Source organism: Marinobacter sp. LV10R520-4, assembly GCF_002563815.1.
In the GTDB taxonomy this organism is placed as follows: domain Bacteria; phylum Pseudomonadota; class Gammaproteobacteria; order Pseudomonadales; family Oleiphilaceae; genus Marinobacter.
Genome location: NZ_PDJM01000001.1, coordinates 254,108 through 277,612 on the forward strand (window position 1 = coordinate 254,108; position 23,505 = coordinate 277,612).

The 23,505-nt window shown below is 54.6% G+C and carries 27 protein-coding genes and 1 pseudogene; 12 read left to right on the top strand and 16 right to left on the bottom strand.

Annotated features, from left to right (window positions below):
* Nucleotides 1-38: 38 nt before the first annotated feature.
* From ATG98_RS01160 to ATG98_RS01175, 4 genes are read right to left on the bottom strand one after another with little or no spacing between them, the layout of a single operon-like run.
* On the bottom strand, nt 39-1,109 hold the full coding sequence (locus tag ATG98_RS01160; protein WP_098421960.1) for an enoyl-CoA hydratase/isomerase family protein: 1,071 nt from the start codon (nt 1,107-1,109) through the stop codon (nt 39-41).
* Between the two features lie 33 nt (nt 1,110-1,142).
* A complete protein-coding gene (locus tag ATG98_RS01165) occupies nt 1,143-1,943 on the bottom strand; it encodes an enoyl-CoA hydratase (RefSeq protein WP_098421961.1) in 801 nt (266 codons plus the stop codon).
* A gap of 51 nt (nt 1,944-1,994) precedes the next feature.
* Nucleotides 1,995-3,161 carry an acyl-CoA dehydrogenase family protein gene (locus tag ATG98_RS01170; RefSeq protein WP_098421962.1) on the bottom strand — a complete coding sequence of 389 codons (1,167 nt, stop codon included), beginning with the start codon at nt 3,159-3,161 and terminating at the stop codon, nt 1,995-1,997.
* Between the two features lie 24 nt (nt 3,162-3,185).
* Nucleotides 3,186-4,679 (bottom strand): CoA-acylating methylmalonate-semialdehyde dehydrogenase, encoded by a 1,494-nt coding sequence (locus ATG98_RS01175; protein ID WP_098419144.1) that lies wholly within the window; start codon nt 4,677-4,679, stop codon nt 3,186-3,188.
* 207 nt (nt 4,680-4,886) lie between these two features.
* Between ATG98_RS01175 and ATG98_RS01180 the strand changes: the two genes are divergently transcribed.
* From ATG98_RS01180 to ATG98_RS01195, 4 genes are all read left to right on the top strand, one after another.
* A complete protein-coding gene (locus ATG98_RS01180; RefSeq protein WP_098419145.1) occupies nt 4,887-5,762 on the top strand; it encodes an AraC family transcriptional regulator in 876 nt (291 codons plus the stop codon).
* A gap of 136 nt (nt 5,763-5,898) precedes the next feature.
* Nucleotides 5,899-6,699 (top strand): MBL fold metallo-hydrolase, encoded by an 801-nt coding sequence (locus ATG98_RS01185; protein WP_098419146.1) that lies wholly within the window; start codon nt 5,899-5,901, stop codon nt 6,697-6,699.
* Between the two features lie 177 nt (nt 6,700-6,876).
* Nucleotides 6,877-7,611: a YebC/PmpR family DNA-binding transcriptional regulator gene (locus ATG98_RS01190; RefSeq protein WP_098421963.1), complete on the top strand. Its 735-nt coding sequence runs from the start codon at nt 6,877-6,879 to the stop codon at nt 7,609-7,611.
* A 98-nt stretch (nt 7,612-7,709) separates the two neighbouring features.
* On the top strand, nt 7,710-8,162 hold the full coding sequence (locus tag ATG98_RS01195; protein WP_323807746.1) for a glutamine amidotransferase-related protein: 453 nt from the start codon (nt 7,710-7,712) through the stop codon (nt 8,160-8,162).
* 215 nt (nt 8,163-8,377) lie between these two features.
* On the opposite strand, the gene ATG98_RS01200 is transcribed toward ATG98_RS01195, so the two are convergent.
* Nucleotides 8,378-9,703 (bottom strand): RNA-guided endonuclease InsQ/TnpB family protein, encoded by a 1,326-nt coding sequence (locus ATG98_RS01200; RefSeq protein WP_228705988.1) that lies wholly within the window; start codon nt 9,701-9,703, stop codon nt 8,378-8,380.
* 60 nt (nt 9,704-9,763) lie between these two features.
* Here ATG98_RS01200 and tnpA point away from each other — a divergent pair, with 60 nt between their 5' ends.
* The 3 genes from tnpA to ATG98_RS01215 all read left to right on the top strand — a co-directional run bounded on the left by tnpA (nt 9,764) and on the right by ATG98_RS01215 (nt 11,869).
* The gene (gene tnpA, locus ATG98_RS01205; protein ID WP_098419150.1) at nt 9,764-10,168 is read left to right on the top strand and encodes an IS200/IS605 family transposase; all 405 of its coding nucleotides are present in this window, start codon (nt 9,764-9,766) and stop codon (nt 10,166-10,168) included.
* 31 nt (nt 10,169-10,199) lie between these two features.
* The gene (locus ATG98_RS01210; protein WP_228705989.1) at nt 10,200-11,021 is read left to right on the top strand and encodes a DMT family transporter; all 822 of its coding nucleotides are present in this window, start codon (nt 10,200-10,202) and stop codon (nt 11,019-11,021) included.
* A gap of 98 nt (nt 11,022-11,119) precedes the next feature.
* Complete coding sequence (locus tag ATG98_RS01215; protein WP_179888005.1) at nt 11,120-11,869, top strand: PhzF family phenazine biosynthesis protein; 750 nt, start codon at nt 11,120-11,122, stop codon at nt 11,867-11,869.
* A gap of 48 nt (nt 11,870-11,917) precedes the next feature.
* Here ATG98_RS01215 and ATG98_RS01220 read toward each other — a convergent pair whose 3' ends face one another.
* Nucleotides 11,918-12,313 (bottom strand): ACT domain-containing protein, encoded by a 396-nt coding sequence (locus ATG98_RS01220; protein ID WP_098421965.1) that lies wholly within the window; start codon nt 12,311-12,313, stop codon nt 11,918-11,920.
* 228 nt (nt 12,314-12,541) lie between these two features.
* Nucleotides 12,542-13,195, bottom strand: a complete 654-nt coding sequence (locus ATG98_RS01225) for a class I SAM-dependent methyltransferase (RefSeq protein WP_098421966.1) — start codon at nt 13,193-13,195, stop codon at nt 12,542-12,544.
* Between the two features lie 127 nt (nt 13,196-13,322).
* Between ATG98_RS01225 and rluF the strand changes: the two genes are divergently transcribed.
* Nucleotides 13,323-14,288, top strand: a complete 966-nt coding sequence (rluF, locus tag ATG98_RS01230) for a 23S rRNA pseudouridine(2604) synthase RluF (protein WP_098421967.1) — start codon at nt 13,323-13,325, stop codon at nt 14,286-14,288.
* A gap of 41 nt (nt 14,289-14,329) precedes the next feature.
* Here the strand turns inward: rluF and ATG98_RS01235 are convergent, their stop codons facing one another.
* A complete protein-coding gene (locus ATG98_RS01235) occupies nt 14,330-15,028 on the bottom strand; it encodes an SDR family oxidoreductase (protein WP_098421968.1) in 699 nt (232 codons plus the stop codon).
* A 156-nt stretch (nt 15,029-15,184) separates the two neighbouring features.
* Between ATG98_RS01235 and ATG98_RS01240 the strand changes: the two genes are divergently transcribed.
* A complete protein-coding gene (locus ATG98_RS01240) occupies nt 15,185-16,273 on the top strand; it encodes an alpha/beta hydrolase (protein WP_323807645.1) in 1,089 nt (362 codons plus the stop codon).
* On the opposite strand, the gene arfB is transcribed toward ATG98_RS01240, so the two are convergent.
* Together arfB and ATG98_RS01250 are read right to left on the bottom strand one after the other, a co-directional pair.
* Complete coding sequence (gene arfB / locus ATG98_RS01245; protein ID WP_098419159.1) at nt 16,270-16,683, bottom strand: alternative ribosome rescue aminoacyl-tRNA hydrolase ArfB; 414 nt, start codon at nt 16,681-16,683, stop codon at nt 16,270-16,272. The genes ATG98_RS01240 and arfB overlap by 4 nt on opposite strands.
* A gap of 28 nt (nt 16,684-16,711) precedes the next feature.
* Nucleotides 16,712-17,578 carry a cation transporter gene (locus tag ATG98_RS01250; RefSeq protein ID WP_098419160.1) on the bottom strand — a complete coding sequence of 289 codons (867 nt, stop codon included), beginning with the start codon at nt 17,576-17,578 and terminating at the stop codon, nt 16,712-16,714.
* Nucleotides 17,579-17,756: 178 nt separating this feature from the next.
* Here ATG98_RS01250 and ATG98_RS01255 point away from each other — a divergent pair, with 178 nt between their 5' ends.
* Nucleotides 17,757-18,641: a LysR family transcriptional regulator gene (locus ATG98_RS01255; protein WP_098419161.1), complete on the top strand. Its 885-nt coding sequence runs from the start codon at nt 17,757-17,759 to the stop codon at nt 18,639-18,641.
* Nucleotides 18,642-18,689: 48 nt separating this feature from the next.
* Here the strand turns inward: ATG98_RS01255 and ATG98_RS01260 are convergent, their stop codons facing one another.
* The 6 genes and pseudogenes from ATG98_RS01260 to ATG98_RS01285 all read right to left on the bottom strand — a co-directional run bounded on the left by ATG98_RS01260 (nt 18,690) and on the right by ATG98_RS01285 (nt 22,562).
* Nucleotides 18,690-19,298 (bottom strand): LysE/ArgO family amino acid transporter, encoded by a 609-nt coding sequence (locus ATG98_RS01260; protein WP_098419162.1) that lies wholly within the window; start codon nt 19,296-19,298, stop codon nt 18,690-18,692.
* A gap of 71 nt (nt 19,299-19,369) precedes the next feature.
* Nucleotides 19,370-19,930: a copper chaperone PCu(A)C gene (locus tag ATG98_RS01265; protein WP_098419163.1), complete on the bottom strand. Its 561-nt coding sequence runs from the start codon at nt 19,928-19,930 to the stop codon at nt 19,370-19,372.
* 90 nt (nt 19,931-20,020) lie between these two features.
* Nucleotides 20,021-21,304 (bottom strand): putative bifunctional diguanylate cyclase/phosphodiesterase, encoded by a 1,284-nt coding sequence (locus ATG98_RS01270; protein ID WP_228705990.1) that lies wholly within the window; start codon nt 21,302-21,304, stop codon nt 20,021-20,023.
* Nucleotides 21,301-21,636: pseudogene (locus ATG98_RS01275) on the bottom strand (IS5 family transposase); the annotation flags it as partial. The gene ATG98_RS01270 and the pseudogene ATG98_RS01275, both read right to left, overlap by 4 nt.
* A gap of 80 nt (nt 21,637-21,716) precedes the next feature.
* Entirely contained in the window at nt 21,717-22,256 is a 540-nt protein-coding gene (locus tag ATG98_RS01280) for an AarF/UbiB family protein (protein WP_098421969.1), read from the bottom strand.
* 9 nt (nt 22,257-22,265) lie between these two features.
* The gene (locus tag ATG98_RS01285) at nt 22,266-22,562 is read right to left on the bottom strand and encodes a hypothetical protein (RefSeq protein WP_098419165.1); all 297 of its coding nucleotides are present in this window, start codon (nt 22,560-22,562) and stop codon (nt 22,266-22,268) included.
* Nucleotides 22,563-22,881: 319 nt separating this feature from the next.
* Here ATG98_RS01285 and ATG98_RS22900 point away from each other — a divergent pair, with 319 nt between their 5' ends.
* Nucleotides 22,882-23,256, top strand: coding sequence for a Na+/H+ antiporter subunit E (locus tag ATG98_RS22900; RefSeq protein ID WP_416376589.1), 375 nt, complete (start codon nt 22,882-22,884; stop codon nt 23,254-23,256).
* Nucleotides 23,253-23,504, top strand: coding sequence for a monovalent cation/H+ antiporter complex subunit F (locus tag ATG98_RS01295; RefSeq protein WP_098419167.1), 252 nt, complete (start codon nt 23,253-23,255; stop codon nt 23,502-23,504). Before ATG98_RS22900 ends, ATG98_RS01295 begins: the two co-directional genes overlap by 4 nt.
* The last annotated feature ends 1 nt before the right edge of the window (nt 23,505 follow it).

Here is a 23,505-nt window from a genome sequence, read left to right on the forward strand (position 1 = left end):
TGCTATTAAGTGCCCTGCTCATGGCTGCTCTAACAGGCTCAAACAAAAAATCCGTTAATCCATTCGTTATCGATGTCCGCCAGGGTGGCGTAACGCCATCTTGGTTGCTGGTCTTTGTCGATCAGCAACGCCCGCACGCCTTCGGCAAACTCACCTTTGCTCAGGCAGTTGGTCGACAGCAGCAATTCTTTATCAAACACCTGTTTCACGCCATCCAGGCGGCAGCGCTGCAGGTGTTCCCATACCAACGCAAAAGCCACCGGCGACGCTACCGCTAACGGCTTCACAGCTTTGGCCAGCCAGCCATCGCCAGACGCCAGTTCCTTCAACTGAGCAATGGTCTGCTCCAGGGTGTCGGCGTCGGTGGCACGGTTGATCTCATCAAAGTGATCGCGAACGGGTGAAGCCGGCTGCGCGTCGGTGCTCTGTTGCTCAAACTGACGCAATACCGAGCCTACGACCTCATGGCCATGGCGGTTGTGCCAGTTGACGCGAGTCAGTTCAGCAACGACCTGAGCCTTCAACTCGTGCTTTATAAAACGGTCAGCCAATCCGGTGAACAGCGCATCAGCTCCGTTCACACGGGCACCGGTCAGGCCCAAAAACAGGCCGGTGCGGCCGGGGCAGCGGTTCAGAAACCAGCCGCCGCCTACATCCGGGTAAAGCCCGATGGTGGTTTCAGGCATGGCCAGTTTTGAGCTTTCGGTCACTACCCGATGGGAAGCGCCCTGCATGATGCCCATGCCGCCACCCATCACAATGCCGTGGCCCCAGCACACAACCGGTTTGGGATAGCTGTGAATCAAATAATCCAGTTCGTATTCTTCGGTAAAGAACGCCTTGCCAATGTCCGCGCCTCCGGCCTCCGTCATACTGCGATACAGCGCAACAATGTCGCCGCCGGCGCAAAACGCCTTGTCGCCTTCGGCTTCCAGCCACACAGCGCGTACCCGCTCATCTTCAGCCCAGGCTTTCAGCTGTGGCGTCAGCAGGCGAATCATTTCCAGTGACAGAGAATTCAGCGAGCGCGGCGCGTTCAGGCGCACAACTCCGATGGTGGCGTCGCCTGACGTTTGCCACTGCTCAAATACAATCGGTTGATCACTCATGGTGAATCCTTTGGCCCGTGTGTCGGATTGGCGTTAGCGGTTTTTCCACTGGGGCTTGCGCTTGCCTAGAAACGCGGTAACGCCTTCTTTTTGGTCTTCAGTGGAGAACAGCTCAATGAACAGCTCCCGCTCCAGGCGCCAGCCGTCCTCATGGCTATGACCGTCGCGCGCGTTCATGATCAGATTCTTACAGCGCGAAACGGACGACGGGCTTTGCTTGCAAGCGCCTTCTGCCAGCTCCATTGCTTTCGCCAAACCTTGGCCGGTGGGAACCACTTCTTCCACCAGACCAATACTCAGGGCTTTGTCGGCTTTCACGCGCTCGCCGCACAAAATCATGCGCTTGGCCCAACCTTCGCCTACCAGCCAGGGCAGGTTTTGAGTGCCACCAGCGCAGGGCAGCAAGCCGACGGTGGCTTCTGGTAGAGCCATTTGCGCGTGCTCTTCAGCGATACGGATATCACAGGCCAACGCGCATTCCAGGCCGCCACCCATGGCGTAACCGTTAATGGCCGCAATGGACACGCCGCGAAAGTGGGTTAGCGCGTCAAACGCTGAGCCAAAAGCCCGGGACATGTCTGTGGCGCGTGCAATGTCGCCGTCGGCAAAGGTGTTCAAATCCGCCCCGGCCGAGAAGAATTTCTCGCCTTGGCCAGTAACCACCAAGGCAAAAATGTCTTTGTCAGCGTTCAATTCAGCGATGGTGTATTGCAATGCGCTTAACGAATCGCCGGTCCAGGTGTTCGCCGGAGGGTTACTGATTGTCAGCACGGCAATGTGGCCGCGCTTTTCCAGCTGCAGCTTGTCGCTCTTGAAATCGGGTGTGTCGCTCATAAGATCTCCACAATGTACTGTTAAATGGCTTCCGCTATGAAATCGGCTCTGCTACTGAATCGCTTCCGCGACGCCCGGCTCCAGAATACGGCGAGCCACGATCAGGCGCATGACTTCGTTGGTGCCTTCCAGAATCTGGTGCACACGCAAGTCCCGCAGGTAACGCTCAAGAGGGTATTCCCGAATATAGCCGTAGCCACCGTGCAGTTGCAGGGCATCGTTCACCACATCAAAACACACGTCGGTGGCAAAGCGTTTGGCCATGGCACAGTGCAGTGTGGCTTCGGGGTCGCCGTTGTCTAACTTGAACGCACCAAGGCGCACCATTTGCCGCGCTGCAACCAGATGGGTGGCCATGTCCGCCAGCTTGAACTGCAAGGCCTGAAACGCCGCCAGCGGTTTGCCAAACTGGGAGCGGGCGTGCATGTAGTCACGGGCACGTAGCAGCGCCGCCTGGGCACCGCCCAGGGAGCAGGTCGCAATGTTCAAACGGCCACCGTCAAGGCCCTTCATGGCAATAGCAAAGCCTTCGCCTTCGGCGCCTAAGCGGTTGGCCACCGGCACCCGCACATCTTCCAAGGTGACCGAGCGGGTCGGTTGGCTATGCCAGCCCATTTTTTTTTCATTTTTGCCATAGGACACGCCATCGGCGTCCGCCGGAATCAAAAACGCAGTAATGCCTTTAGCACCGCTGTCAGGGCCGCCGGTACGGGCCATCAAAACCATCACATCGGTGGCGCCGGCACCGGAAATAAATACCTTGCTGCCGTTGATGACGTAATCATCACCAATCCGTTGTGCCTTGGTGCGCAAGCTTGCTGCATCGGAACCTGCGCCGGGCTCGGTCAGGCAGTAAGACGCCAGTTTTTCACCACTGGCCAAGGTTGGCACCACATTCTGCTTGACCTCGTCTGTGCCAAAACTGGCCAGCATCCAGGTCGCCATGTTGTGAATGGTAATGAACGCAGCAGTGGAGGGGCAGGCCGCAGCCAGCTCCTCTACAATCACCGCTGTGTCTTGGCGCGACAGCCCCATGCCACCACAGGCTTCCGGCGTGTAGAGCCCGCAAAAGCCCATTTCTCCCGCTTGGCGCAGCACGTCTCTTGGGAAAATGCTCTCTTCGTCCCAGTGCGCTGCGAAAGGCGCCATGGATTTTTGCGCAAATGCCCGCGCTGCTTCGCGAAACGCCTGCTGGTCTTCGGTCAGGTCAAAGTTCATAGCTGGTTCCTGTTACCGACAAAATCAACGCAACTGAATAGAGAAGTTAGCTTCGGTGCTAGTGGCTTCCGAACTGAACCAGCGCGAGGTGACGGTTTTGGTTTCGGTGTAGAAACGCACAGCCTGCTTGCCATAAGCGTGCTGGTCACCGTAGAACGAACCTTTCCAACCGGTGAACGAGAAGAACGGCAGGGGCACCGGAATGGGAATATTTATACCCACCTGGCCCACTTCAATTTCGTGCTGGAAGCGACGGGCTGCACCGCCAGAACCGGTGAATATAGACGTACCATTGCCGTATGGGCTGCGGTTGATGAACTCGATGGCGTCGCCCAGAGAATCTACTTCGGAACAGCACAATACCGGGCCGAAGATTTCTTCGTTGTAGACGTCCATTTCGCTGGTCACGCCGGCGAACAATGTAGGGCCTACCCAGTTGCCATTCGGCAAGCCGTCCACGGTGCAATTGCGGCCATCCAACAGCAGCTGGGCACCCTGGGCTTCACCGGTTGCGATCAGCGCCTCGACACGCTCTTTGGCTTTCGGGCTGATAACCGGGCCATAGCTGGCGCCGGAGTCGTTCCAGGCGCCGGGACGCACTTTGGCCATGGCGTCTTTCAGCTCCGGAATCCACTGTCGGGCTTCGCCCACGAATACGGCAACGGAAATGGCCATACAGCGCTGCCCTGCCGCGCCCACAGAGGCACCTACAAGAGCGTTAAGCACCTGCTGTTTGTCGGCATCCGGCATGATAACCATGTGGTTTTTAGCGCCTGCGAAGGACTGCACACGCTTCATATTGCGGGTGCCGGTTTCATAGATGTAGCGCCCAACCGGCACAGAACCGACAAAGGAAATCGCTTTAACGGCAGGATCTGTCAGCAGTGTATCTACCTGCTCTTTACCACCGTGAACAACCTGCAGCACGCCTTTAGGCGCGCCGGCCTGTGCGAACAATTCAGCAAGACGTGTCGGTGTCAGGGGATCCTGTTCCGACGGCTTCAGAATAAAGGTGTTACCGCAGGCAATAGCCATAGGGAACATCCACAAGGGAATCATTGCGGGGAAATTGAATGGAGTAATGCCGGTGCACACACCCAACGGCTGAATCCAGGAGTGGGTGTCTACTGCGCGGGCCACATTTTCAACGGTTTCGCCCATCATCATCGACGCAACGTTAGCGGCGTGCTCAACCACTTCGATACCGCGCCACACATCGCCCTTTGCATCGTCAAAGGTTTTTCCGGTTTCCTGGGCCAGGATTTCGGCAATTTCATCGTGGTGTTCTTTCAGCAAAGCCTGATAGCGCAGCATCACCCTTGCCCGCTCTGACACTGGCACTTCTTTCCAGGTTTTGAAGGTTTCAGCCGCAAAATCGATGGCCTTGCGCATCTCTGCAGGCGTGGTATTCGGGGCCTTGGCGATGACTTCATTGGTGGCGGGATTGGTCACGTCAATCCAGCTGTCGGTCTGGCTTTGAACAAATTCACCTGCAAGGTATAGAGGGACATTTTTCATGGAGCGGATCCTGCCTGTTGTGTAGAGCGAGTGTTTTGTTGTTGTGCAAACGTCTTGCAAAACTGTGCAAATGTTGAGCTGTGCCGGATTATCGTGCGGATTAGCTCAAGCGTGTCATTCAGACTAGCACGGTAATTGGGGCCGTGTGATTGACTAAGTTTCGCCAATAATGGACTATCTTTCGATCACGAAAAGCGGGAATTCCATATGGCCCTAACGTCACAATGGCCGGCGCCGCCCGACAGCGTGCGCTACTTGCTACCCGAGCCCAGTGTTCGGCTTCTAAGCTCGCACCCGCTTACCCGCGAGCTCTATCCCATCGCTTTTGGCCACTATCGGCGGGCCAGCGGGCACCACATGCACCGGGAGCAGCCTGCGGACCATTTGCTGATCTATTGCAGCGATGGCCAGGGTTTTCTTAATGTGAATGGCGAAGCGTTTACTGTTAGCGCGGGAGATCTGGTGTTGCTGCCTGCCGGCGCTAGCCACCGTTATACCTCCGACCCTGCTAATCCCTGGACGATTCACTGGGTGCATTACACCGGCCCGTTAGCCGATGCTTTTACCGGCCACATGGGGTTCGACCGGCAAACACCGCTGCTTTATATCGGCCGCCAGCCAAGGCTGTTGGTGGATTTCAACGGTTTGCTGTCGGTGCGGCAAACCGGCTTTCGCACCAGCGGCCTGATTCACGTCGCCAATCGCCTGCGCCAACTGCTGGCGGCAATACCGATGATTGCGGAACACAGCGAACAAGACGCCGGTCCGGATCTGGAAGTGCTAAATAGTTATATGCGGGAAAACCTGGAACAAAGGCTGACGCTGGAGCAGCTGGCGGACTTGGCCGGTTTGTCGCCGGCGCATTTCGCTACCCGCTATCGCGAGCGCACGGGTATTTCACCCATCCAGCACTTTTTGCGTTTAAAAGTGGAACGTGCCTGCCAGCTGCTGGATAGTACCTCCTTGCCTTTTGCGGCTATCAGCCGGCAGTTGGGCTATGATGACGCCTACTATTTTTCACGACTGTTCAAAAAAATCATGGGAAAGTCACCGCGGGATTATAGACACAACGCACGGCACTAACTAAATGGAAGCGTAAGATGCGTCTGCACAACATTAGCAAGCGGCTGTTACGAAATTGATCTGGGGCAACGCTCTGTTTTGATTGATTCCGTAATCTCCGCGAGACTATTTAATGAGCGTCTTTCAGGAGAATAACATGGCCGCAGAACCCATTGTGCTGTTCGATAACGGGCACCACAAATGCCTGATGTTTGATTCGCTGGTTATTGGTGAAGGCGTTCAATCCAACCAATTTCTGCTGGTGGATGGCACACACGAAGCCTTGATTGACCCGGGTGGCGATCTTACCTATACGCCATTGGCCGTAGCTGCATCGCGTTTCATGAATATTCGCGAATTGGATTACGTATTTGCATCACATCAAGACCCGGACATTATTGGGGCCATTGACCGTTGGCTGGTGCACACCCGTGCCAAAGTGGTGACGTCCAAACTGTGGGCTCGCTTCCTGCCCCACCTAGTGTCTGACCATGTGGCTAAACTGGTGGGCGGCAACGTTTATGATCGTATTATGGCGATACCGGATACCGGAGCGAATGTTCGCTTTGGCGACACTTACGTGCAGTGTTTACCCGCCCACTTCATGCACTCGGTGGGTAACATTCAGTTTTACGATCCGATTGCGAAAATTTTGTTTTCCGGGGATTTGGGCGCGTCTATGGGTAGCCCCGATGAACACCTTCCGGTAGCCGATTTCGACAAGCACATTCCTTACATGATGGGCTTTCACCGCCGTTATATTGCCTCGCAGAAGGTATGCCGCCTGTGGGCGAATATGATTCGGGAAATGGATGTACAGGCCATTGTGCCTCAGCATGGTAAGCGCTTTGAGGGCCCGGAAATGGTGGAACGCTTTCTGAACTGGGTCAGCTCGGTAGAGTGCGGGATCGACCTTGTGACTCAGGATAACTACCGCCCACCGGTAGATTACGTCTAAAAGGAATAAACTCTGTTCCCTCCCTTCGTTGTCCAGTAAAATCTCGCGCTCTTAAAAGAGTTTCAACGGGGCCTTTAAAAAGTTTCAACGGGGCTTAAAGGGAGTTTCAACGGGGCTTATCGAAAGTTTCAGCGGGGCTTGAAAGAGCCCCACTCAGCAATCAACGAGGCAGCGCACATGGGCAGAGCCTATCAGAACCGCAAACAATCCATGGCCAAAACGGCCGACGCCAAGACCAAGGTTTACAGCAAGTACGGTCGTGAAATCTATATGTCGGCGAAATCCGGCGGCACCGACCCAGACGGCAACCTGTCTCTGCGCGGGCTGATCGATCGCGCCAAAAAAGACCAGGTTCCCAGCCACGTTATTGAAAAAGCCATCGACAAGGCCCGCGGCGGTACCGGTGAAGATTACTCACCAGCGCGTTATGAAGGCTACGGCCCGGGTAATTGCATGGTGATTGTGGACTGCCTGACCGACAACCCCAACCGCACCTTTGGTGATGTGCGCCTGGCGTTTACCAAAACCAAAGCCAGAATCGGAACGCCGGGCACCGTTGCCCACATGTTCGACCATTGCGCGATTTTTGCCTTCACGGGGCAAGACGAAGACGCCGTTCTGGAAGCGTTGATGGATGCGGATGTGGACGTAACCGACATCGAAACGGAAGACGAACTGATCACTGTGTTCGCGCCCCACACCGAATACGCTAAAGCCCGCCAAGCGCTAGTAGACGCGTTCGAAGGCATTGATTTCGACGCTGACGACATTCAGTTTTTAGCGAAAACGACCACTGAAGTCACCGGTGATGACGTTCCAATGTTCGAGAAATTCCTGGATATGCTGAATGACCTGGACGATGTTCAGAACGTGTTCCACAACGCGGAACTGCCGCAGGAACAAACTTCTTAAGCAGGAATCTTTTCGGCTATGACGACTCTGCTCGCTGACACTCGCAAGCCGCGCGTTATTATTGTAAAAACCGGCGAAACCTACCCACAGATTCGCAAATGCTGCGGCGATTTCGAATCCTGGTTTGTTCGTGGGCTGTCATCGGTGGCACGGTGGGTTACCATCCTGAAGGCCGTGAAAGTGGCACTCATACCGTTACACTTAAAGAGTCAGCCGCAACTGACGCTCTGTTTGGCACCATGCCCTCCCAGTTTTCAGCCCAGCTGACTCACAAGCAATCGGTGTTGAGTTTGCCGCCACAGGCGGTGCTGTTGGGTGCTTCGGATTTCGAGCCACATCAGGCTTTTCGAATTGGTGAATGTGCCTGGGGTGTGCAGTTTCATCCGGAGTTTACCGACGACGTAATGCGCGCTTATCTGGCGGTGCAGGCTTTGGATATAAACGCCGAGGGCGGTGATGCAGATGCTTTGCTGGCCGCGGTTAAGCCGGCACCGGAAGCCAGCAGCTTGCTGCAACGATTTTCGGAATTGGTTCTTTCGGGGCGGTATTAGAACACTGCAGCTGGCATTTACACTTCGGTGATAGGTTTTATGGTGGGCACCTTCACTGGTCAAAGAACAATCCTGCATGGTGGGCTCACGCGTTGAGTTTGGCCTTTGTAATATTCGGCGTGCTGGGTGCTGCTCTGCTCCACGCAGTCTGGAACACTATCGGTGAACTACCAACACTAAATCGAAGATTTTGAGTTGGCATCTGGGTAAACCTACTACGCGGCGATCTGATGCGCAGCATTTTCCCTTCTAATAACGACGGATTTGTGTGGCATAAGATCCATCATTATGGGGTTGGACACAAACCCCTTACAGGCTAGCCCTAAGGCCTCACCCGTTGCTTTTCTGAGGATATTAAGAGCGCCGTTGATGTCGGCGTTTATGATCCCGTGTTTGCTTTGATACAACCCTCGGCGGATTCGCTTTCCGCTGAATAGTGGTAAGACGTTTTTGGGTTTTTCACCGTAAACCGGCAGGACGTCATTATCTAGAGCGGAGGCTTTGGACGTGTACGACTCTTCCTGAATAACGGTGGTGATGCCCAGCCCGTGACACTTGTATTGGATTTGAGAAATCAAAATTGAGTGTGGAATGCCGACAAATTTCTGGTTGTTCACGCGGCCAATATTGACCTCTTGCTTCCAGTGTTTGTTATAACCGATGACCAGTGTGCCGATATTGTTCTCCAGGCAATAAGCGATCACCTTGCTGGAGGCTCTGTGCAGCAAGTCTTTTATTCGGCGATGACGCTTATTAGTCACGGCGCGAATGTGGGCGTATTTGCCTTGGGAGCGAAGTTTGGCCACACGTTTGTTGTACCAGGCATTGATCGATTTCAGCGCTTTACCGTTGATCAGAACAGGGCGAACGCCCGGCTGATCGGTTGCGAGTGCGATAAGGTTGTTGATGCCTAGATCGATCCCGGCCTTGCGGGATTGGTCGAGAAGACGGCAAAAGTTGCCCGCCTCCACAATTTTTGATTCGTTGTAGATGATTTCGATAATGAAGCAGTTGCCCCTGGGTACAATTCTGACTTCAAGCGCAACGGTGTCGCCGACAGACGCGTTCCATTTTTGTGAAAACCGAAACTGCGTTTTGATCGGTGGCAATACACCGTTGGCAAAATACAACGTGCCGTCGACAAACTTGAAGCCGTTTCGACCGATGTGCACGGTGGCCGCTTTGTGGGCGTAACCGGGCTTCTTCGGCTTGGCCTTGAAGCTGGAAGGCATCTTCTTGTACGCCCGCAGAGCCGCAAAATAAGAGGTCCATTCCTGGCCGACAATCTGAGTGCTTCGCTGGGCGATGGCTGATGGAAGCTTGGTGTACAGTTCCGGGTTGTTCCTCTTCAGCCATTTATCGGCGTCGCGATGCGATAGCCTCTGATCTTTGCCATCAGGATGGTGCTGCATCAGATAGGAGGTGGCGTTTTTAATTCGGCGAACAATCTGAGTGCAAACGCTGGCTCCGCGAAACGCCTCATGCTGCTTTCGAATGAGGATTTGCTGGGTGCGAATGTGGGTTGATTTCTCGTTGTTCATGTTGATAATATTACGACCTGACCTAATTGGTGTCAATAATTTATACAGTGAAATTTTCCGATGAAAAGAAGTCATAACTCGTGCGTTTACAAACTCCAATATCATCTGGTGTTGGTGACCAAATATCGGAACAAGTGCCTGAATGACGAGATGCTGCTTTGGCTTGAAGATGAGTTCATCCGACTGTTAAGCGCCGATGACTGCGGTCTGGATGAGTTCAACGGCGAAGCCGATCACATCCACGCACTGATCACGCTTCACCCGATGGTTACACCGGCAAAACTGATCAACACGCTGAAAACCGTCAGCAGCCGAATGACCAAAAAGGAGTATGGCGCCCAGCTCAAAGAGTTTTACTGGGGCACAAACGCGCTGTGGAGTCGGTCATACTGCTTGTTGTCAGTGGGTGGGGCACCGATCAGCGTTCTCCGTGCCTACATTGAGAACCAGGACCGACCAAAATAGTCGCTATCCATCCAACACTAAATCAGAAATTTTGAATTGGAATTTCGCTCATTTCGTTAAAGGGCATTCTGACAAACTTACGATGATGCTTACCATCGCCATCGTACAATTCTCAATAGCTGTGATGATGGTTCCTTTTCTTGGATATCCTGTTCCGGAAGCATGGATTTGGTTGAGCTTGGCAGCTGTGCCGCATACAACATATAAAATCGCTCTGGCAAAGGCCTATGAACTTGGCGAGATGACTAAAATCTATCCAATATCGCGCGGGTTCAGTATTGTATTGGTCACATCTGTAAGTATGTTAGTTTTTCACGACGAATTAACAGGTGTAATGCTTCTAGGTATCCTAATTATCGTTCTTGGTACTTTCGGTCTATCAGTGCCTGAAAATAGCAGTGCTGTACGGCTTAGTGGTGTTGCCCTAACTTTGTGTCTAGGGGCCGGATTGAGCGTAGCCGCATACACCATGCTCGACGGGGTCGGGGTTCGAGTCGGTGAAAATGCGACCACTCTCAAGTCCATCGCTACTTTTGCAGCTTGGCTCTTTATACTTGATGGATTGGGCATGATGACCTTCATGTACTTTTACCGTGGCCGGTCCGCATTTATAGCAGCAGTCGAAACCCGGGGCCGTGGCTTGCTCGCCGGTTTCGCAGCTTTTGCATGTTTCTGGATCGCGATTTGGGCGTTCGCCCACGCGCCTATTGCTTTGGTAGCAGTGCTGCGCGAGACCAGTGTTTTGTTCTCTTTGGTCCTTGGCAAACTTTTCCTCTCCGAAAAAATAGGTGTTCGCCGTTCATTCTTTGCGTTAGTCACGTTTTTTGGAATTGTTATCCTACAATTTTCTTAGATTGAAACTGTTATATGGCGTTGTTGCGGAATTCCAGCCGGAGGCATAATTGACTGCTTCCTCATTCGATGTATGCGGTAACTCCAAAGGAGAACAAGATGAAAGGCTATGAGTACTACCCTATCCGTATTTTCACTCCAAACATGGAGCTTCCTTTTGCCGGGCACCCGACGGTAGGGACTGCGCATCTGTTGGCGGAGCTAGGTATGGCTCTGCGCGACAGGCCGCTCACACTCGACGCCGGAGTCGGGCCTTTAGTCGTGGCCTACGACAAAAACCTAACCCGTTTTACTGTAGCGGCACCAATACATATCCAAACCAGTACTCTAGAAAAAGTAACCGCAGCTCAGTTGCTTGGACTGGAGCCGGAAGAAGTGGTCAGCAAGCCAGTACTTGCTTCGTGTGGACTCCCATACCATCTGATTGAGCTTGAATCGTTAAAAGCGCTCGGCCGCGTTCAACTCTCGCCCAGTATTTGGTCGGAGAACATATCACCCAGCGGCTGCGATCAAATTTACCTCTATGTGGCCGAGAATGCCTCAAGTGCTGAAAGCGTCCTGCGTGCCCGTATGTTCTGTGGCGAGGGAGGACAGCGAGAAGATCCCGCCACCGGAAGTGCCGCCGCAGCCTTGGTTGGCATGCTGGCAGTTGACGAAAAAATCCCTAGCTCACGGCGCTGGAAAATCAGCCAAGGCGTAGAAATGAACCGGCCGAGTCTCATCTTTGCTGAGACCGAATATAATCATAATAACTTGGTAATCCATATAGCTGGTCAAGCGGTGATTGTTGGTACTGGTATAATTGGGAAACTCCCTTCTTTGACTTCGCGCTCAACCAAGAAATTTTAACAGTCGAGTTTGGCATTTTACTCGAAGTGTTCTGACCGAAGCCTTTCTCTACTCGCTAAACTCGTTTAACGCAAGCAAAGCCTGCTCTGCCTTATCGTAAGACACAAATATATGGTCGTGATAATACGCGGCAATTACGTTAGCACTAATATTCTTTGAGGCTAGCCTTGTCGATACGGCAGCTGTTAAACCGACCGCCTCAAGACTTGAATGAACCGTTAATGTAATTTGGCGAAAAGAACTTTCGTACTTTAAACCTGCGTTTTGGGCCTGATGTTTTAGTAGCACCAATGTTAAACCTTCTAGCTCCAAGAACGTAGCCACTGGTCTTAAATGAGCATAATCGCTTAGTTCACCGACAACAGTGCAAAATACAAATTCATCATTCGTCAGTTTCGGTTTCATAGCGCTAAGCAATTTGTCAAGCTCTTTGATTCCTGACATGTTTACCTCTTTTTTCTCTACTTGATTTAACGCTAAGAAGTGAAAAGCGGTCAGCACAACCCCGACAGCTTGTGTACAAGATTACAGCTGTTTGTTCCCTCTGTCCTCCCACCCCACTAAAGCGTGATTAGCCGAAAATTCGCTGCTGCTCCTGAGTTGAAGCAAATGCATCTATTTTCGTCCGTTGAGCAACCGGCGCCTCATTTCACTCAACGCCACGCTCCCCCCTCACTCTGCTTTGGTGAAAATGGCCACGTCTTTTCTCGGTACCTCCAAAATCCACTGATGCTGCTTCGCTATCAACTCCAGTGTTTCTTCTTTATAAAACACCACGTGAGTCAGATCACGCCGGTAGTGCCAGCTTGCAAAGCGGGTGTCGTCCGTCTGAAAGCAGGTCATCACCGCCAGCAAACCGCCAGGTTTTAACAGGCCATCCAGCTGGCGTAAGACCGCCGCAGGCTGGTGCAAATGTTCCAGCACTTCGGTGCAAGTGATGAAGTCGTATTGCTGCTGCAAGACATCAGGCTGTGGATGAAAAAACGGATCGTACAGCGCCATGGTCATACCCGCTTCCTCCAGCATGCCAGCCAACACAGGGCCGGGGCCACAGCCAAAATCCAGGCCGTGAGCTCCGCGGGGAAGTCGGGGCAATAACGGATCAGCCACCTTGGACAGGAAACGACGGTACCCGGGATCGTCCGGATTGTTGTCGTGGTATTGGTAAATGGCTTTTTCCTGTTCGGAGCTTAAATGGCACTCGGGTGCCATCACGGTGCATTGGCATTCCGGGCAGCGCAAATAATGCTGTTGTTTGATGGTCTGAAAATCATGAAGCTGAGCCCGCTCGCAGACGGGGCAGTTGATTGAAAGCGTTGAGGGCATGGGGCGGTTCTGGTTGGGTGGGGCGGGCGTTATCTGGCAACAATGGCAGAGGAGGACATTCACGTCCAGCGCGCTCGCCTGTTATGATGCACCGCTTAATTGAACCCACACCCAGCCGGTGCCCTGCATGACCCAGTCTTCGTCCACACGCCTGAACAAATACATCAGCGAGAGCGGCATTTGTTCGCGGCGCGAGGCCGATCGATACATCGAGCAAGGTAATGTGCGAATCAACGGCAAGCGCGCCAGCGTTGGTGATCAGGTATTGCCGACGGATACGGTGATGGTCAACGGCCAAATAATTGAGCCCCGTGCTGAAGAAGATCAGGTATTCATCGCTCTGAACAAGCCGGTGGGCATTGTCAGCACCACCGACAGCGCCGAGCGCGACAATATTCAGCGCTTTGTCGGGCACACGGTGAGAATTTTCCCTATCGGCCGGCTAGACAAGGATTCTCAAGGGCTGATTTTTATGACCAGCAACGGCGATCTGGTCAACAAGATCTTGCGGGCGGGTAACAATCACGAGAAAGAGTATTTGGTCACCATTGATAAGCCCATCACCAAGACCTTTATTGATGGTATGGCCGGTGGAGTACCGATTCTGGGTACGGTTACAAAAAAATGCCGGGTGTCGCAGGAGTCGCGCTTTGTGTTCCGCATTGTTCTGGTACAAGGCCTGAACCGGCAGATTAGACGCATGGCGGAACATTTTGGCTTTGACGTAACGCGCCTGGAGCGACAGCGCATTATGAACATCAGCTTGGGCAATCTCCCCGTGGGCCAATGGCGGGATTTAACATCAAAAGAGCTGGCGGTGCTGATGGACAGCATTCGGGACTCTTCATCCGATGTTCCAGCCGCAGCTAAAAAATCCGGCAGCAAGGCAAAGCCAGCCACTGCACCAGCGCAAAAGCGCGACAACAACAAGCCACGCACGGGCCCACACACCGGTAACAAACCCCCAGCCCGGTCAGGTGCCAAACCTGCGGGCAAGCCCGGTGCACGGCCAGACAACCGCAAAGGCGTAAAGCCTGCTGCCAAGCCAAAACCCAAGCCGAAGAAGCAGCGCCAGCGCAGTCCAAAACGCTAACGCACACTTTCCTCTGTTTTCTCTATCGGCAGTTTTTTGGTCTATGAGTCTTTGATCGCCGGCGTAGGCCGCACCAGTATTTCGTTAACGTCGACATGAGCCGGCTGGGACACGGCATACATCACCGCGTTGGCAACATCGTCTGGCTGCAGCGCGTTGTCTGGCTGTTGGTCAAAAAAGGGCGTGTCTACCATGCCCGGCTCAATCAGGGTTACTCGAATACCAGAGCCCCGCAGTTCTTCGCGAGCGCCATAGCCAATGGCGGAAACCGCCCATTTTGTCGCGCTGTACATAGATCCCGGAATGGTTACACGCCCTGCGGCAGAACCCGTCAGTAACAGGTGCCCACGGCTTTCCCTCAGCGCCGGCAGGCAATGCTGCACGGTCAGGCCAACACCGTAGATGTTGGTCAGAATCATGTCTTTCCAGACTTCCACATCGGCACCACTGAACCCACCGGGCTCGCCTCCGCGGCCAGCGTTGGCGAATACAGCATCGATGCGGCCAAAACTGGCCAGCGCTTTTTTCACCATTTCACGCTGGTCTGTCTCGCTTTGCACGTCGCAGCGCACTGTTAATACCTGCTCTTTACCGCCCAGTTCCTGCTGCAACTTGTGCAGTTTATCTTCCGAGCGGGCCGCCAGTACCAGGCGATAACCCTGCTTTGCCGCTGCCCGTGCGGTAGCCGCACCAATACCGGAAGATGCGCCTGTAATCAGTAGTACGGGTTGATCGCTCATAATTAGCTTCACCGTGGTCAATGAAAGTTGATAACACTCATCTACTTTAGGCCGCCGGCTCACAGTTTCAACCGCGAGCGGTATAGAATCTGGCAACCAACGCGAGCTTATGTGATGCTTAAAACAGAAACTGCAAGTGGTTAGCGAGGCATTTTTATGATGTGGGCTCTGTATTTACTGATATTTATCGGGTTGTCTTTGCTGGTGTTTTTAGCCGTGTCGTTCATTCTGTTCCGGCCAGACGACTACTCGGCGTTTGATGGCCATGATTTCAAATCACGCACAGCGCTGCCTAGCCTCGCCAACAAAGACGTGATCGAACGCGTACGCAATATGGGCAAAGTACTGGATGGTGTTAGGGGGCGGGCGCGGATTCTTGCCATGCGCGAGTACATGGACAGCATCAGCGATGATCTGCAAATGGTGTCTACCGTCACCGCTACCGAACAACCCCGCGGTGAGTGGGTGATAGCCCCCGGCGCCGATACCCGTCGGCGCATTCTGTACATTCATGGCGGCGCCTGGATGGCGGGTAGCCCGCGCAGCCATCGCAGTATGACCGACCAGCTGTCGCAAATTGGCAAGGCCGCGGTGTTTGCGGTGGACTATCGGCTGATGCCGGAATACCGCTATATGGCCGGCGTGGAAGATTGCCGCAAAGCCTATGAGTGGCTGTTGCGCAATGGCCCGGAAGGCGAGCAGGAGGCTCAGATTATGGTGATTGCAGGGGATTCGGCCGGCGGTAGCCATACCCTGGCGCTGATTGCGTGGCTGCGCGACCAGAGGCTGCGCCAGGCCGATGCGGCCATCGCACTGTCGCCGTCCACCGACATGACCATGACCGCGCCCAGCAATCGAAGCAATATAGCCACCGACCCCATGCTGGGCCCGATGTTTGGTGGGCTGCAAAAAGTGCCGCTGCCGGTTTTGTGGTGGTTCAGTACGGCAACCTTCCGCATGCGACCGGCCAGCCCCGTGGCTTCGCCATTACGCGGACCGCTGCATGACCTGCCACCCACCCTGATTCAGGTCAGCGACTGCGAAATGCTGGCAGACAACGCAAGGCGCTACGCCGCCAAGGCGCAGGCAGCAGGCTCTCCGGTGGAGCTGCATATCTGGCAGGGTATGGTGCACGTGTGGCAAATTTTCGGCCCTATGCTGCCAGAGGCAGACGAAGCCTTTGACGACATGGCGGAGTTTCTGCGAGCTAACACCGGCGCTGCCCATCAGGCTGGGGTGGATTAAACCTGAACCTTTCCCCGCAACGCTTTGGTACGGCCCTTCTGCACTTTTCCGTCAGTGCGCTTACGCTTGGCGGATTTGCTGGGCCTTGTGGCGCGGCGAGCTTTTTGCGGTTTTGCGGCCTGCAGAATCAACGCCTTGAGCCGCTGCAGAGCGTCGTTTTTGTTTAGCTCTAGCGTACGGTGGCTTTGTGCTTTAAGCATAAGCACACCGTCTTTGCTGATGCGCTGATCGTTCAGCGCCATCAAGCGTTCTTTATAAAACGGTGGCAGCGACGAGTTCAGAATGTCAAAACGTAAGTGCACCGCAGAGGAGACCTTGTTGACATTCTGCCCACCGGCACCCTGAGCGCGGATCTGGGTGATTTCGATCTCCCAGTCCGCAAGTTCAACAGCGTTTGTTAATTTAAGCATAATCTACTTTACCACGCCGAACGGGACACTAGTCTGAAGCATGAACAAATATGCGCGCTTCTACCGGCAGGTTTGCCAACTTGCGATGCAGCCGGAATCTAAGGCGGTTGATATCATCTGGCCAGTTATCCGGCAGAGCCACTTCTACCATCAGTGATGGGCCAACCTTGATGGTGCTGGCACAGTCCGGGTGCAAGCCAACATCCCGCATGGCCTCGGACACACAGCTTTGCAACTCTTCAGACGGCGCAGACAAAAGCAGTTCACGCACAGCCGCCGCGGTCATTTTCACCGGAACTACCAGAAAGTAACCTGAAATCAACACCATCATCAGCGGGTCGGCGTACCTGGCCAGATGAGCCCAGGCACCGGTTTCCAGCAAAGCGGCTGCCAAAAAACCGATCAGCACGGCCGCACTCAGCGCCATGTCCATCAGCCACTGCTTCTTTTCTGCCAGCAGCAAACCGGAATGGCTGCGGCCCGTGGCCCAATGCAAATAGGCCCACACCAGCGCGCAACCTATTACGCTGATCACAGAGAAAATCAGAGCCATACCGGCATCAACCACCTGACCGCCGTTGATCAAAGCAGCAATGGCACAGAACAGTGAAATGACACACACCAAGGCAATCGTCAGGCCCTTTACTGCAATCACCAGGGGCTCCAAAGCACCACGACCCAAGGGAAACGCATCGCAGGCCGGTTTGCGCATCAGGCGCGCTGCATAAACCGACAACAGCGAGAGCATCAAGCTCACCAACGAATAGGCGCCATCAAAAAGAATAACCAAAGAATCGACCCACACGCCCCAGGTAATCCCCAAAATTGCAAACAGGGCAGCACCTATCGACGATAAAATCAGCGCCAGGTTTTCCCGCGCCAGAAAAGCAGCCATAAACACCTCCAGTGACTGGAGGCATATACTAATCACCTATACACTGAGGCGTGAGTCGCTGGCCGACGGTTTTCCCGTCGCTAATAAGGGTAAATACGCAATTTAAGGCGCTTTCTAAGTCAATTTCCAAGACACGTGCTAAGGAATTCTCCGAGGCACTTTGCAAGGTACTGCTAGCGTGAAAACATCACAAATACAGATTTTTCTGGCGATTGTGCGCTTTGGCACCGTTGCCGCGGCTGCCCGCGAGCTCGGCCGCAGCCGCACCACCGTCAGCACGGCATTGGCGGCGCTGGAAGACGAGTTGGGCGCGCAACTGTTCGAACGCAGTGGTAACCAGCTTCAGCTGACCGCTGTGGGCCACTCCATTGTGACCGACTGCCGGCGTTTTGATCAGGTAGCAGGACAGATCATGGCCCGTTGCCAGCACCATATTAGCGGTGCCGAAACCGCTCTGCGTATTGGCCGCGATGACTCTCTGCCCGATTCGGCATGGCGCAGCATTCTTCAGCGCCTTAAACAACGCTTCCCCCATACCAGTATTGCGGTGTATCTGGCCTCACCCCGGGAATTGCCGGCGCTGGTGGAGCATCAGTCGGTAGACGTGTGTTACGGCCTGATGCCCGAGCCCACCACCGAAGGCTATGAATGGCGGCGCGAGCTGGCGGATGTGCGCATGTTAACGGTGGCCGCCAGCAGCCACCCGTTGTGCCAGCTGGAACGGGTAACCCAAGATGACCTGGTGACGCACACCGAAATCACCCTGGCCTCTATACGCGATATGCGCCTGGAACCGGAATCCCCGGAAACCGCAAACTATTTAGCGTTTACCCAGTACGAGCTGATACGGGACTCGGTGATTGATGGCGCTGGCTGGGCGGATTTGCCGCTGCCACTGATTCGCGAGGCGTTGGCCAGCGGCGAGCTGACCACCATCCACCACCGCAGTGCCAAATGGTGGAAAGTGTTCAGCGCGCTGGAATCCGAGTACGCCCAGGGTGGCGCCGTGGTGGTCTGGCTGGGCAATGAACTAGAGACTTATCTGGCCGAGGTGGCCAGCTAGCCGGACCCATAGATGTTTTCAGTGCGGCTGAGTTGGCTTTGAACGGCGCTACAGACTGCCATTTAGAGCCAATTGCAACGCTATCGCCGCCATCATTAAACCAATCAGGCCATCAATAACACGCCAGGCCAGTGGCCGCGACAGCACCGGGGCCAATGCGGCACCGCCCCAGGCCAGCAGGCTGAACCAAACCACAGAAGCGGTGCTGGCGCCGATCACAAAAGCCACGGCGCTGCTCTGCTGGGCACCAATCGCTGGCACCAGCAGCAGCGTGTCGAGGTAAACCTGAGGGTTCAGAAGAGTGACCGCCAGCGCAGTCAGTATAACTTTGCGCAAACTGCCTCGAGTGGCCGCGCCAACTTTTAAAGCCGCGCGGCCCCTAAAGACACGCACGGCCGCCTGAAGCGCCAGCCAACCCAGAAAAACCACACCCAGCCAGCGCAAAAATTCCAGCGCCTGGGGCACCGCCATCAGCGCCGCGCTAACGCCGAACATGCCCAGGGCGAACAGACTGGCATCGCACACTGCGCAAATAGCCGCCACCGGCCAATGATGCTCCCGGCGAATGGCTTGGCTCAGCAGGTACGCATTTTGCGCGCCAATGGCGATAATTAAACCGCCGCACACCAGTAAACCGGTTAAGTAACTTTCAAGCACACGCAGGTTCCTTACAAAAGCTTGGCTTTTTAGACGCTGCGCAGAATATCGGCTTTACACCACAATCGCCATTAATGATCCATATTGGAATGATCTGTCGCGGAGTGATTCATCGTCGAGTGGTCCATACCAACATCGTCTTCGCCAGCATCGTCCAGTGACCTGACGTTCAGCACTGCGTGCTGCGCCGGGATGCGTTCAAACGTAAGCGTAACGGGGATTTTCTGCCCGACCTTTAACGGCTGCTTTAAACCTTCCAGCATCAGGTGATAGCTTAGGGGCTTAAACTCCACGCTCTGGCGAGCATCTATGTTCAAGCCATCCGGTAACGGTTTCATGCGCATCATGCCGTTGTCTGCAAGGGTTTCATGGATGGAAACGTCTGTGGCGACTTCGGTGGTGGCGCCAATGAGGCGGACTGCAGCGTCAGTGTGATTATGAATAACCATGTAACCAACACCGACCGCTGCGCCCGGTGGCGTTGGCCGGCTCCAACCGTGCTCTACCATAACACCGCTTACATAGGGAGTGGGAGCTGTGTCGGCAGCAGCCATCAGCGGGATGCAACTCGCGAACGCAGCAACAGCACTAACATGGCGGGCAAAGCGACGAATCAAGGAAGAGGGTTTCATCAAAAGCTCCTGCGGGGTCAAAATCAATAGTTAGCATAGCCTGCCACAAACAGTCACAGCAACGCTGCGACCAATTGTCGCTGGGCCAAATCAGTCAGACGGGACATTATTAATGGGGGGCTTTGGCTCAACAGTAAAAGCGGCCGGACGGCCAAAATAGTAGCCCTGAAACAGCGTGCAACCCATTGCCATTAACGCTAGGTATTGGCCTTGGGTTTCTACGCCTTCGGCAACCAGTTCAAGCTGATGACTGCGGGCAATACTGATAATGCTGGCGACCATTTTTTGGGCTTTGTGATCATCTAACAGTCCGTCAATGAAGCTCTTGTCGATTTTCAGCTCGTCAAGCGGCAGAGTTCTCAGCAAGCTTAGCGACGAATAACCGGTACCAAAATCGTCCATTGATACCCGCACACCCTGTTTACGCAATTCGTTGAGTATGACAAGTACATCATTGGCAAAACCCGGCTGCAAAAATTGCAATACCGATATGTTCACCGCCAGTTTCCACATTTCACCCTGGGCACCCACAAACTCGGAAAACTCGCGAATGCTGGTTTCCATCACAAACCGGCCTAATGCCGGCATAAGTCCGCTGGACTCGGCAATCCCGACAAATTCATCAGGGCCAACGTGGCCGAGTTCCTCGTCGTACCAGCGCACCAGCGCTTCATAACCATAAACGGCTTTGGCACAATCAACCTGAGGCTGAAACACCATGCTCAGCTGCCCCAGGCTCAACGCCTGGCGTAAGCGTTGTTCAATCTGTACTCGGCGGATGTAGGCCAGCTCAAGCTCTTCCCGATAAAGACACCAGTCATTACGGCTCTTTTTGGCCTGATACAGGGCCAGGTGCGCGCTGCGTAAAAGGGTATTCACCGAATCGCCATCACGGGGGTACACCGCTACACCGATGCTGGCACCCAGCTGCAAGGGAAACTGTTCCAGTTCCAGCGGTTTGTCCAGTTGGTGGCTAAGCTGGCGCGCATGACTCTCGATCGCCTGTAAATTCACCGCCTTAATCAGTAACACAAACTCATCGGCGCCCAAACGAGCAACTACGTCCTTTTCGTCGACTACGCTGAGCAGCCTGCGTGCAAATGCGCAGAGCACCTGGTCACCGTATTCTTGCCCAAAACGGTCATTAACGCCGCGAAAGTGGTCCATATTGATGACAGCCACCATAAATCTCTGTTTGCGCCGCAGCAGGCTGTCGATGCTAGCGCTTAGCCCCGAACGATTGCCCACTCCTGTCAGTTCATCGTGTCGCGACAGGTACATCAGCTCTTTGAGGCGCTTGGCTTCGGCTACCGCGATAATACGAAACATGATGAACAAGGTCAGAAAACTGCCTAGGGTCTGTTGATAATTCACATCGGCAGCCAGAGAAATGCACAAGCCAATGACACAATGCTCTCATAGTTACGAGTCAGTTTGTCATATCGGGTGGCGACGGCCCGATACTGCTTGAGCCTGGCAAACGCATTCTCGACCAGGTGTCTGAGCTTATACAAATGCCAGTCGAGCCCCTTGTTTCCCTTTATCGAGTTTTTCCTTCTGGGGATAATAACGCTCATTTCGAGGGCTTCTGCCTCAGCGCGTATCGTCTGACTGTCGTATCCTTTATCGGCTATGAGTATCTGTGCACCTTCAACTTTTTTGATGAGCGCGGGCGCTTCTGTACAGTCATTGATGTGCCCGGCGCTGGCTGCAGGCTGCCGAGCGCGCTCAGTGCATCTGGAATCAATTGCTGAACCTGGTCATGGACCGGCCGGGCAGCAAAATCCTAGAGCACGCCTGGCTGTAACAGCGGCCCGAGGAGCACGGTCAGATTGCGGTACAGAGCCCACGGCGGTGCTGACTGCGGCTGCCGTGTACCCAACGCTTGAAAGCCGCGTTCCAGTTCCTCGGCCTTGCCTGACTGCAGCGCTCGGAACGTCTGCACATAGGCCGCCAGCAAGGACGCTTCGACCGGTTGTATGCAGCCAAAATCATAGACCACCAGTTGACCCTCCTCCGTATAGGCGAAGTTGCCTGGGTATGCAGCAAAAAATTGCCGGAAATCTATCAGCCGCTGCATTTCCGCTGCGTAATCCAGCTCGGCTGTGATGGTTTGCTCCAGCTCCCGGTAAACCCCTTCGAGCTGCGCTGCCGGCGCCCGAAACAGCCGACCCAGAGGCAGCAGACGGCGTACCTGCTTGAGATCCGCGGTGCAGATCGCGGCAATGCCCGGATACTGGATCTTAAGCACCAGAGCCTGACCATCCAGTCCACGGCCGCGATGTACCTGCCCCAGCGAAGCCGCCGCGAAAGGCTGCTCATCAATATGTTCGAATTAGTCTGTCAGCTCGCCTTCGTAGACCCGCTGCAGGTGGGCCTGCAAATGCTGATAAGGAAGCGCCGGCACCTTGTTCTGCAGGGCGCCGAGGGCACGGGATACCGGTTCACGCAGCACATCATACCACTGCGACGCCATCTGCCCGAGCTTGAGAACAGGCCCTTTCATGTCGCCCACCGGCTGCCAGTTGATTCCCGAACGTCCGCGCAGCAGGCGCTGGCCGAGCACGCCACCGGCAATCCGGGTAGCGGTTCCGGCCAGACGCAGAAAGCGGCGGGCAGGCGGCAGTGCCATTAGGGTGCTCCATAAGCGGTTTCAGCGATACTGGGGCGGCCCGCAATCACGACACCGTAAGCAAAAATGACAGTCAGGTTCCGGCAAGTCTTTTAACCTGCCGGTTTGAGACCTAGTCCGACTTCTTCTAATATAGAGCCTAAGCCCACCTGCAGGAGTCCCAGTGGCGAACCCCTCAAGCAAGCCAGCCCGTCCAGCCGGTTCCCGTCGTCAGCCAGGCAAAACCACGAAAGCACTCAATGCATTATTCAGTTTCTGCTTCTGGCTGGGCGTATGGGCATTGCTGAGCAACGCAGAGGGCTGAGCATTCGGGATACCTCTGGCAGCGATAGCAACCTTCGCCGGCTACCGTCTCGAACTGCGTTGCGGCTCACTGCGGTGGCAGGCGATTCCAGCTTTTCTAGGATTCTTTCTGCGCGAGCTATTTTCGGGTGGCTGGGACGTAGCCCGCCGAGCCCTGCATCCGAGTTTACCGGTGTCACCGGCCTGGAAGACATTCGCTCTGACCAGCAGGGATCCGCGTGTTTGCCTGTTTTTATCGGCGATGGTTGGCCTGTTGCCCGGTACACTCTCATCGCACTATGAAGATCAAACGCTGCATGTGCATACGCTGGATCAGCATCAAGACTGGGAAAAAACCGTGGCACAACTGGAATTACGCTTGTCGCAATTACTCGGAGAACAAACCGCATGATGATGCTTGCTACCATATTGCTCGCAAGCATTGCCGTGGGTCTGTGGCGTGTGGTGCGCGGCCCGAGTCGTGCCGACCGCCTGCTCGCCGTGCAGTTGTTCGGTACTACCGGCGCAGCGGTGCTGTTATTGCTGGCCCATGGTCAGGGTCAGCCGGCGTTGATCGAGGCCGCGCTGGTGTTGGCCGTGCTGGCTGCAGTGCTCAGCGCGGCACTGGTCCAACTATTACGCCGGAGCCGACATGATTGAG

Excerpts from the sequence above, each read along its gene's own strand:
- ATG98_RS01160 (WP_098421960.1), bottom strand. The coding sequence starts at position 1,109 with ATGAGTGATCAACCGATTGTATTTGAGCAGTGGCAAACGTCAGGCGAC.
- ATG98_RS01165 (WP_098421961.1), bottom strand. The coding sequence starts at position 1,943 with ATGAGCGACACACCCGATTTCAAGAGCGACAAGCTGCAGCTGGAAAAG.
- ATG98_RS01170 (WP_098421962.1), bottom strand. The coding sequence starts at position 3,161 with ATGAACTTTGACCTGACCGAAGACCAGCAGGCGTTTCGCGAAGCAGCG.
- ATG98_RS01175 (WP_098419144.1), bottom strand. The coding sequence starts at position 4,679 with ATGAAAAATGTCCCTCTATACCTTGCAGGTGAATTTGTTCAAAGCCAG.
- ATG98_RS01180 (WP_098419145.1), top strand. The coding sequence starts at position 4,887 with ATGGCCCTAACGTCACAATGGCCGGCGCCGCCCGACAGCGTGCGCTAC.
- ATG98_RS01185 (WP_098419146.1), top strand. The coding sequence starts at position 5,899 with ATGGCCGCAGAACCCATTGTGCTGTTCGATAACGGGCACCACAAATGC.
- ATG98_RS01190 (WP_098421963.1), top strand. The coding sequence starts at position 6,877 with ATGGGCAGAGCCTATCAGAACCGCAAACAATCCATGGCCAAAACGGCC.
- ATG98_RS01195 (WP_323807746.1), top strand. The coding sequence starts at position 7,710 with ATGCTGCGGCGATTTCGAATCCTGGTTTGTTCGTGGGCTGTCATCGGT.
- ATG98_RS01200 (WP_228705988.1), bottom strand. The coding sequence starts at position 9,703 with ATGAACAACGAGAAATCAACCCACATTCGCACCCAGCAAATCCTCATT.
- tnpA (WP_098419150.1), top strand. The coding sequence starts at position 9,764 with ATGAAAAGAAGTCATAACTCGTGCGTTTACAAACTCCAATATCATCTG.
- ATG98_RS01215 (WP_179888005.1), top strand. The coding sequence starts at position 11,120 with ATGAAAGGCTATGAGTACTACCCTATCCGTATTTTCACTCCAAACATG.
- ATG98_RS01220 (WP_098421965.1), bottom strand. The coding sequence starts at position 12,313 with ATGTCAGGAATCAAAGAGCTTGACAAATTGCTTAGCGCTATGAAACCG.
- ATG98_RS01225 (WP_098421966.1), bottom strand. The coding sequence starts at position 13,195 with ATGCCCTCAACGCTTTCAATCAACTGCCCCGTCTGCGAGCGGGCTCAG.
- rluF (WP_098421967.1), top strand. The coding sequence starts at position 13,323 with ATGACCCAGTCTTCGTCCACACGCCTGAACAAATACATCAGCGAGAGC.
- ATG98_RS01235 (WP_098421968.1), bottom strand. The coding sequence starts at position 15,028 with ATGAGCGATCAACCCGTACTACTGATTACAGGCGCATCTTCCGGTATT.
- ATG98_RS01240 (WP_323807645.1), top strand. The coding sequence starts at position 15,185 with ATGATGTGGGCTCTGTATTTACTGATATTTATCGGGTTGTCTTTGCTG.
- arfB (WP_098419159.1), bottom strand. The coding sequence starts at position 16,683 with ATGCTTAAATTAACAAACGCTGTTGAACTTGCGGACTGGGAGATCGAA.
- ATG98_RS01250 (WP_098419160.1), bottom strand. The coding sequence starts at position 17,578 with ATGGCTGCTTTTCTGGCGCGGGAAAACCTGGCGCTGATTTTATCGTCG.
- ATG98_RS01265 (WP_098419163.1), bottom strand. The coding sequence starts at position 19,930 with ATGAAACCCTCTTCCTTGATTCGTCGCTTTGCCCGCCATGTTAGTGCT.
- ATG98_RS01285 (WP_098419165.1), bottom strand. The coding sequence starts at position 22,562 with ATGGCACTGCCGCCTGCCCGCCGCTTTCTGCGTCTGGCCGGAACCGCT.
- ATG98_RS01295 (WP_098419167.1), top strand. The coding sequence starts at position 23,253 with ATGATGATGCTTGCTACCATATTGCTCGCAAGCATTGCCGTGGGTCTG.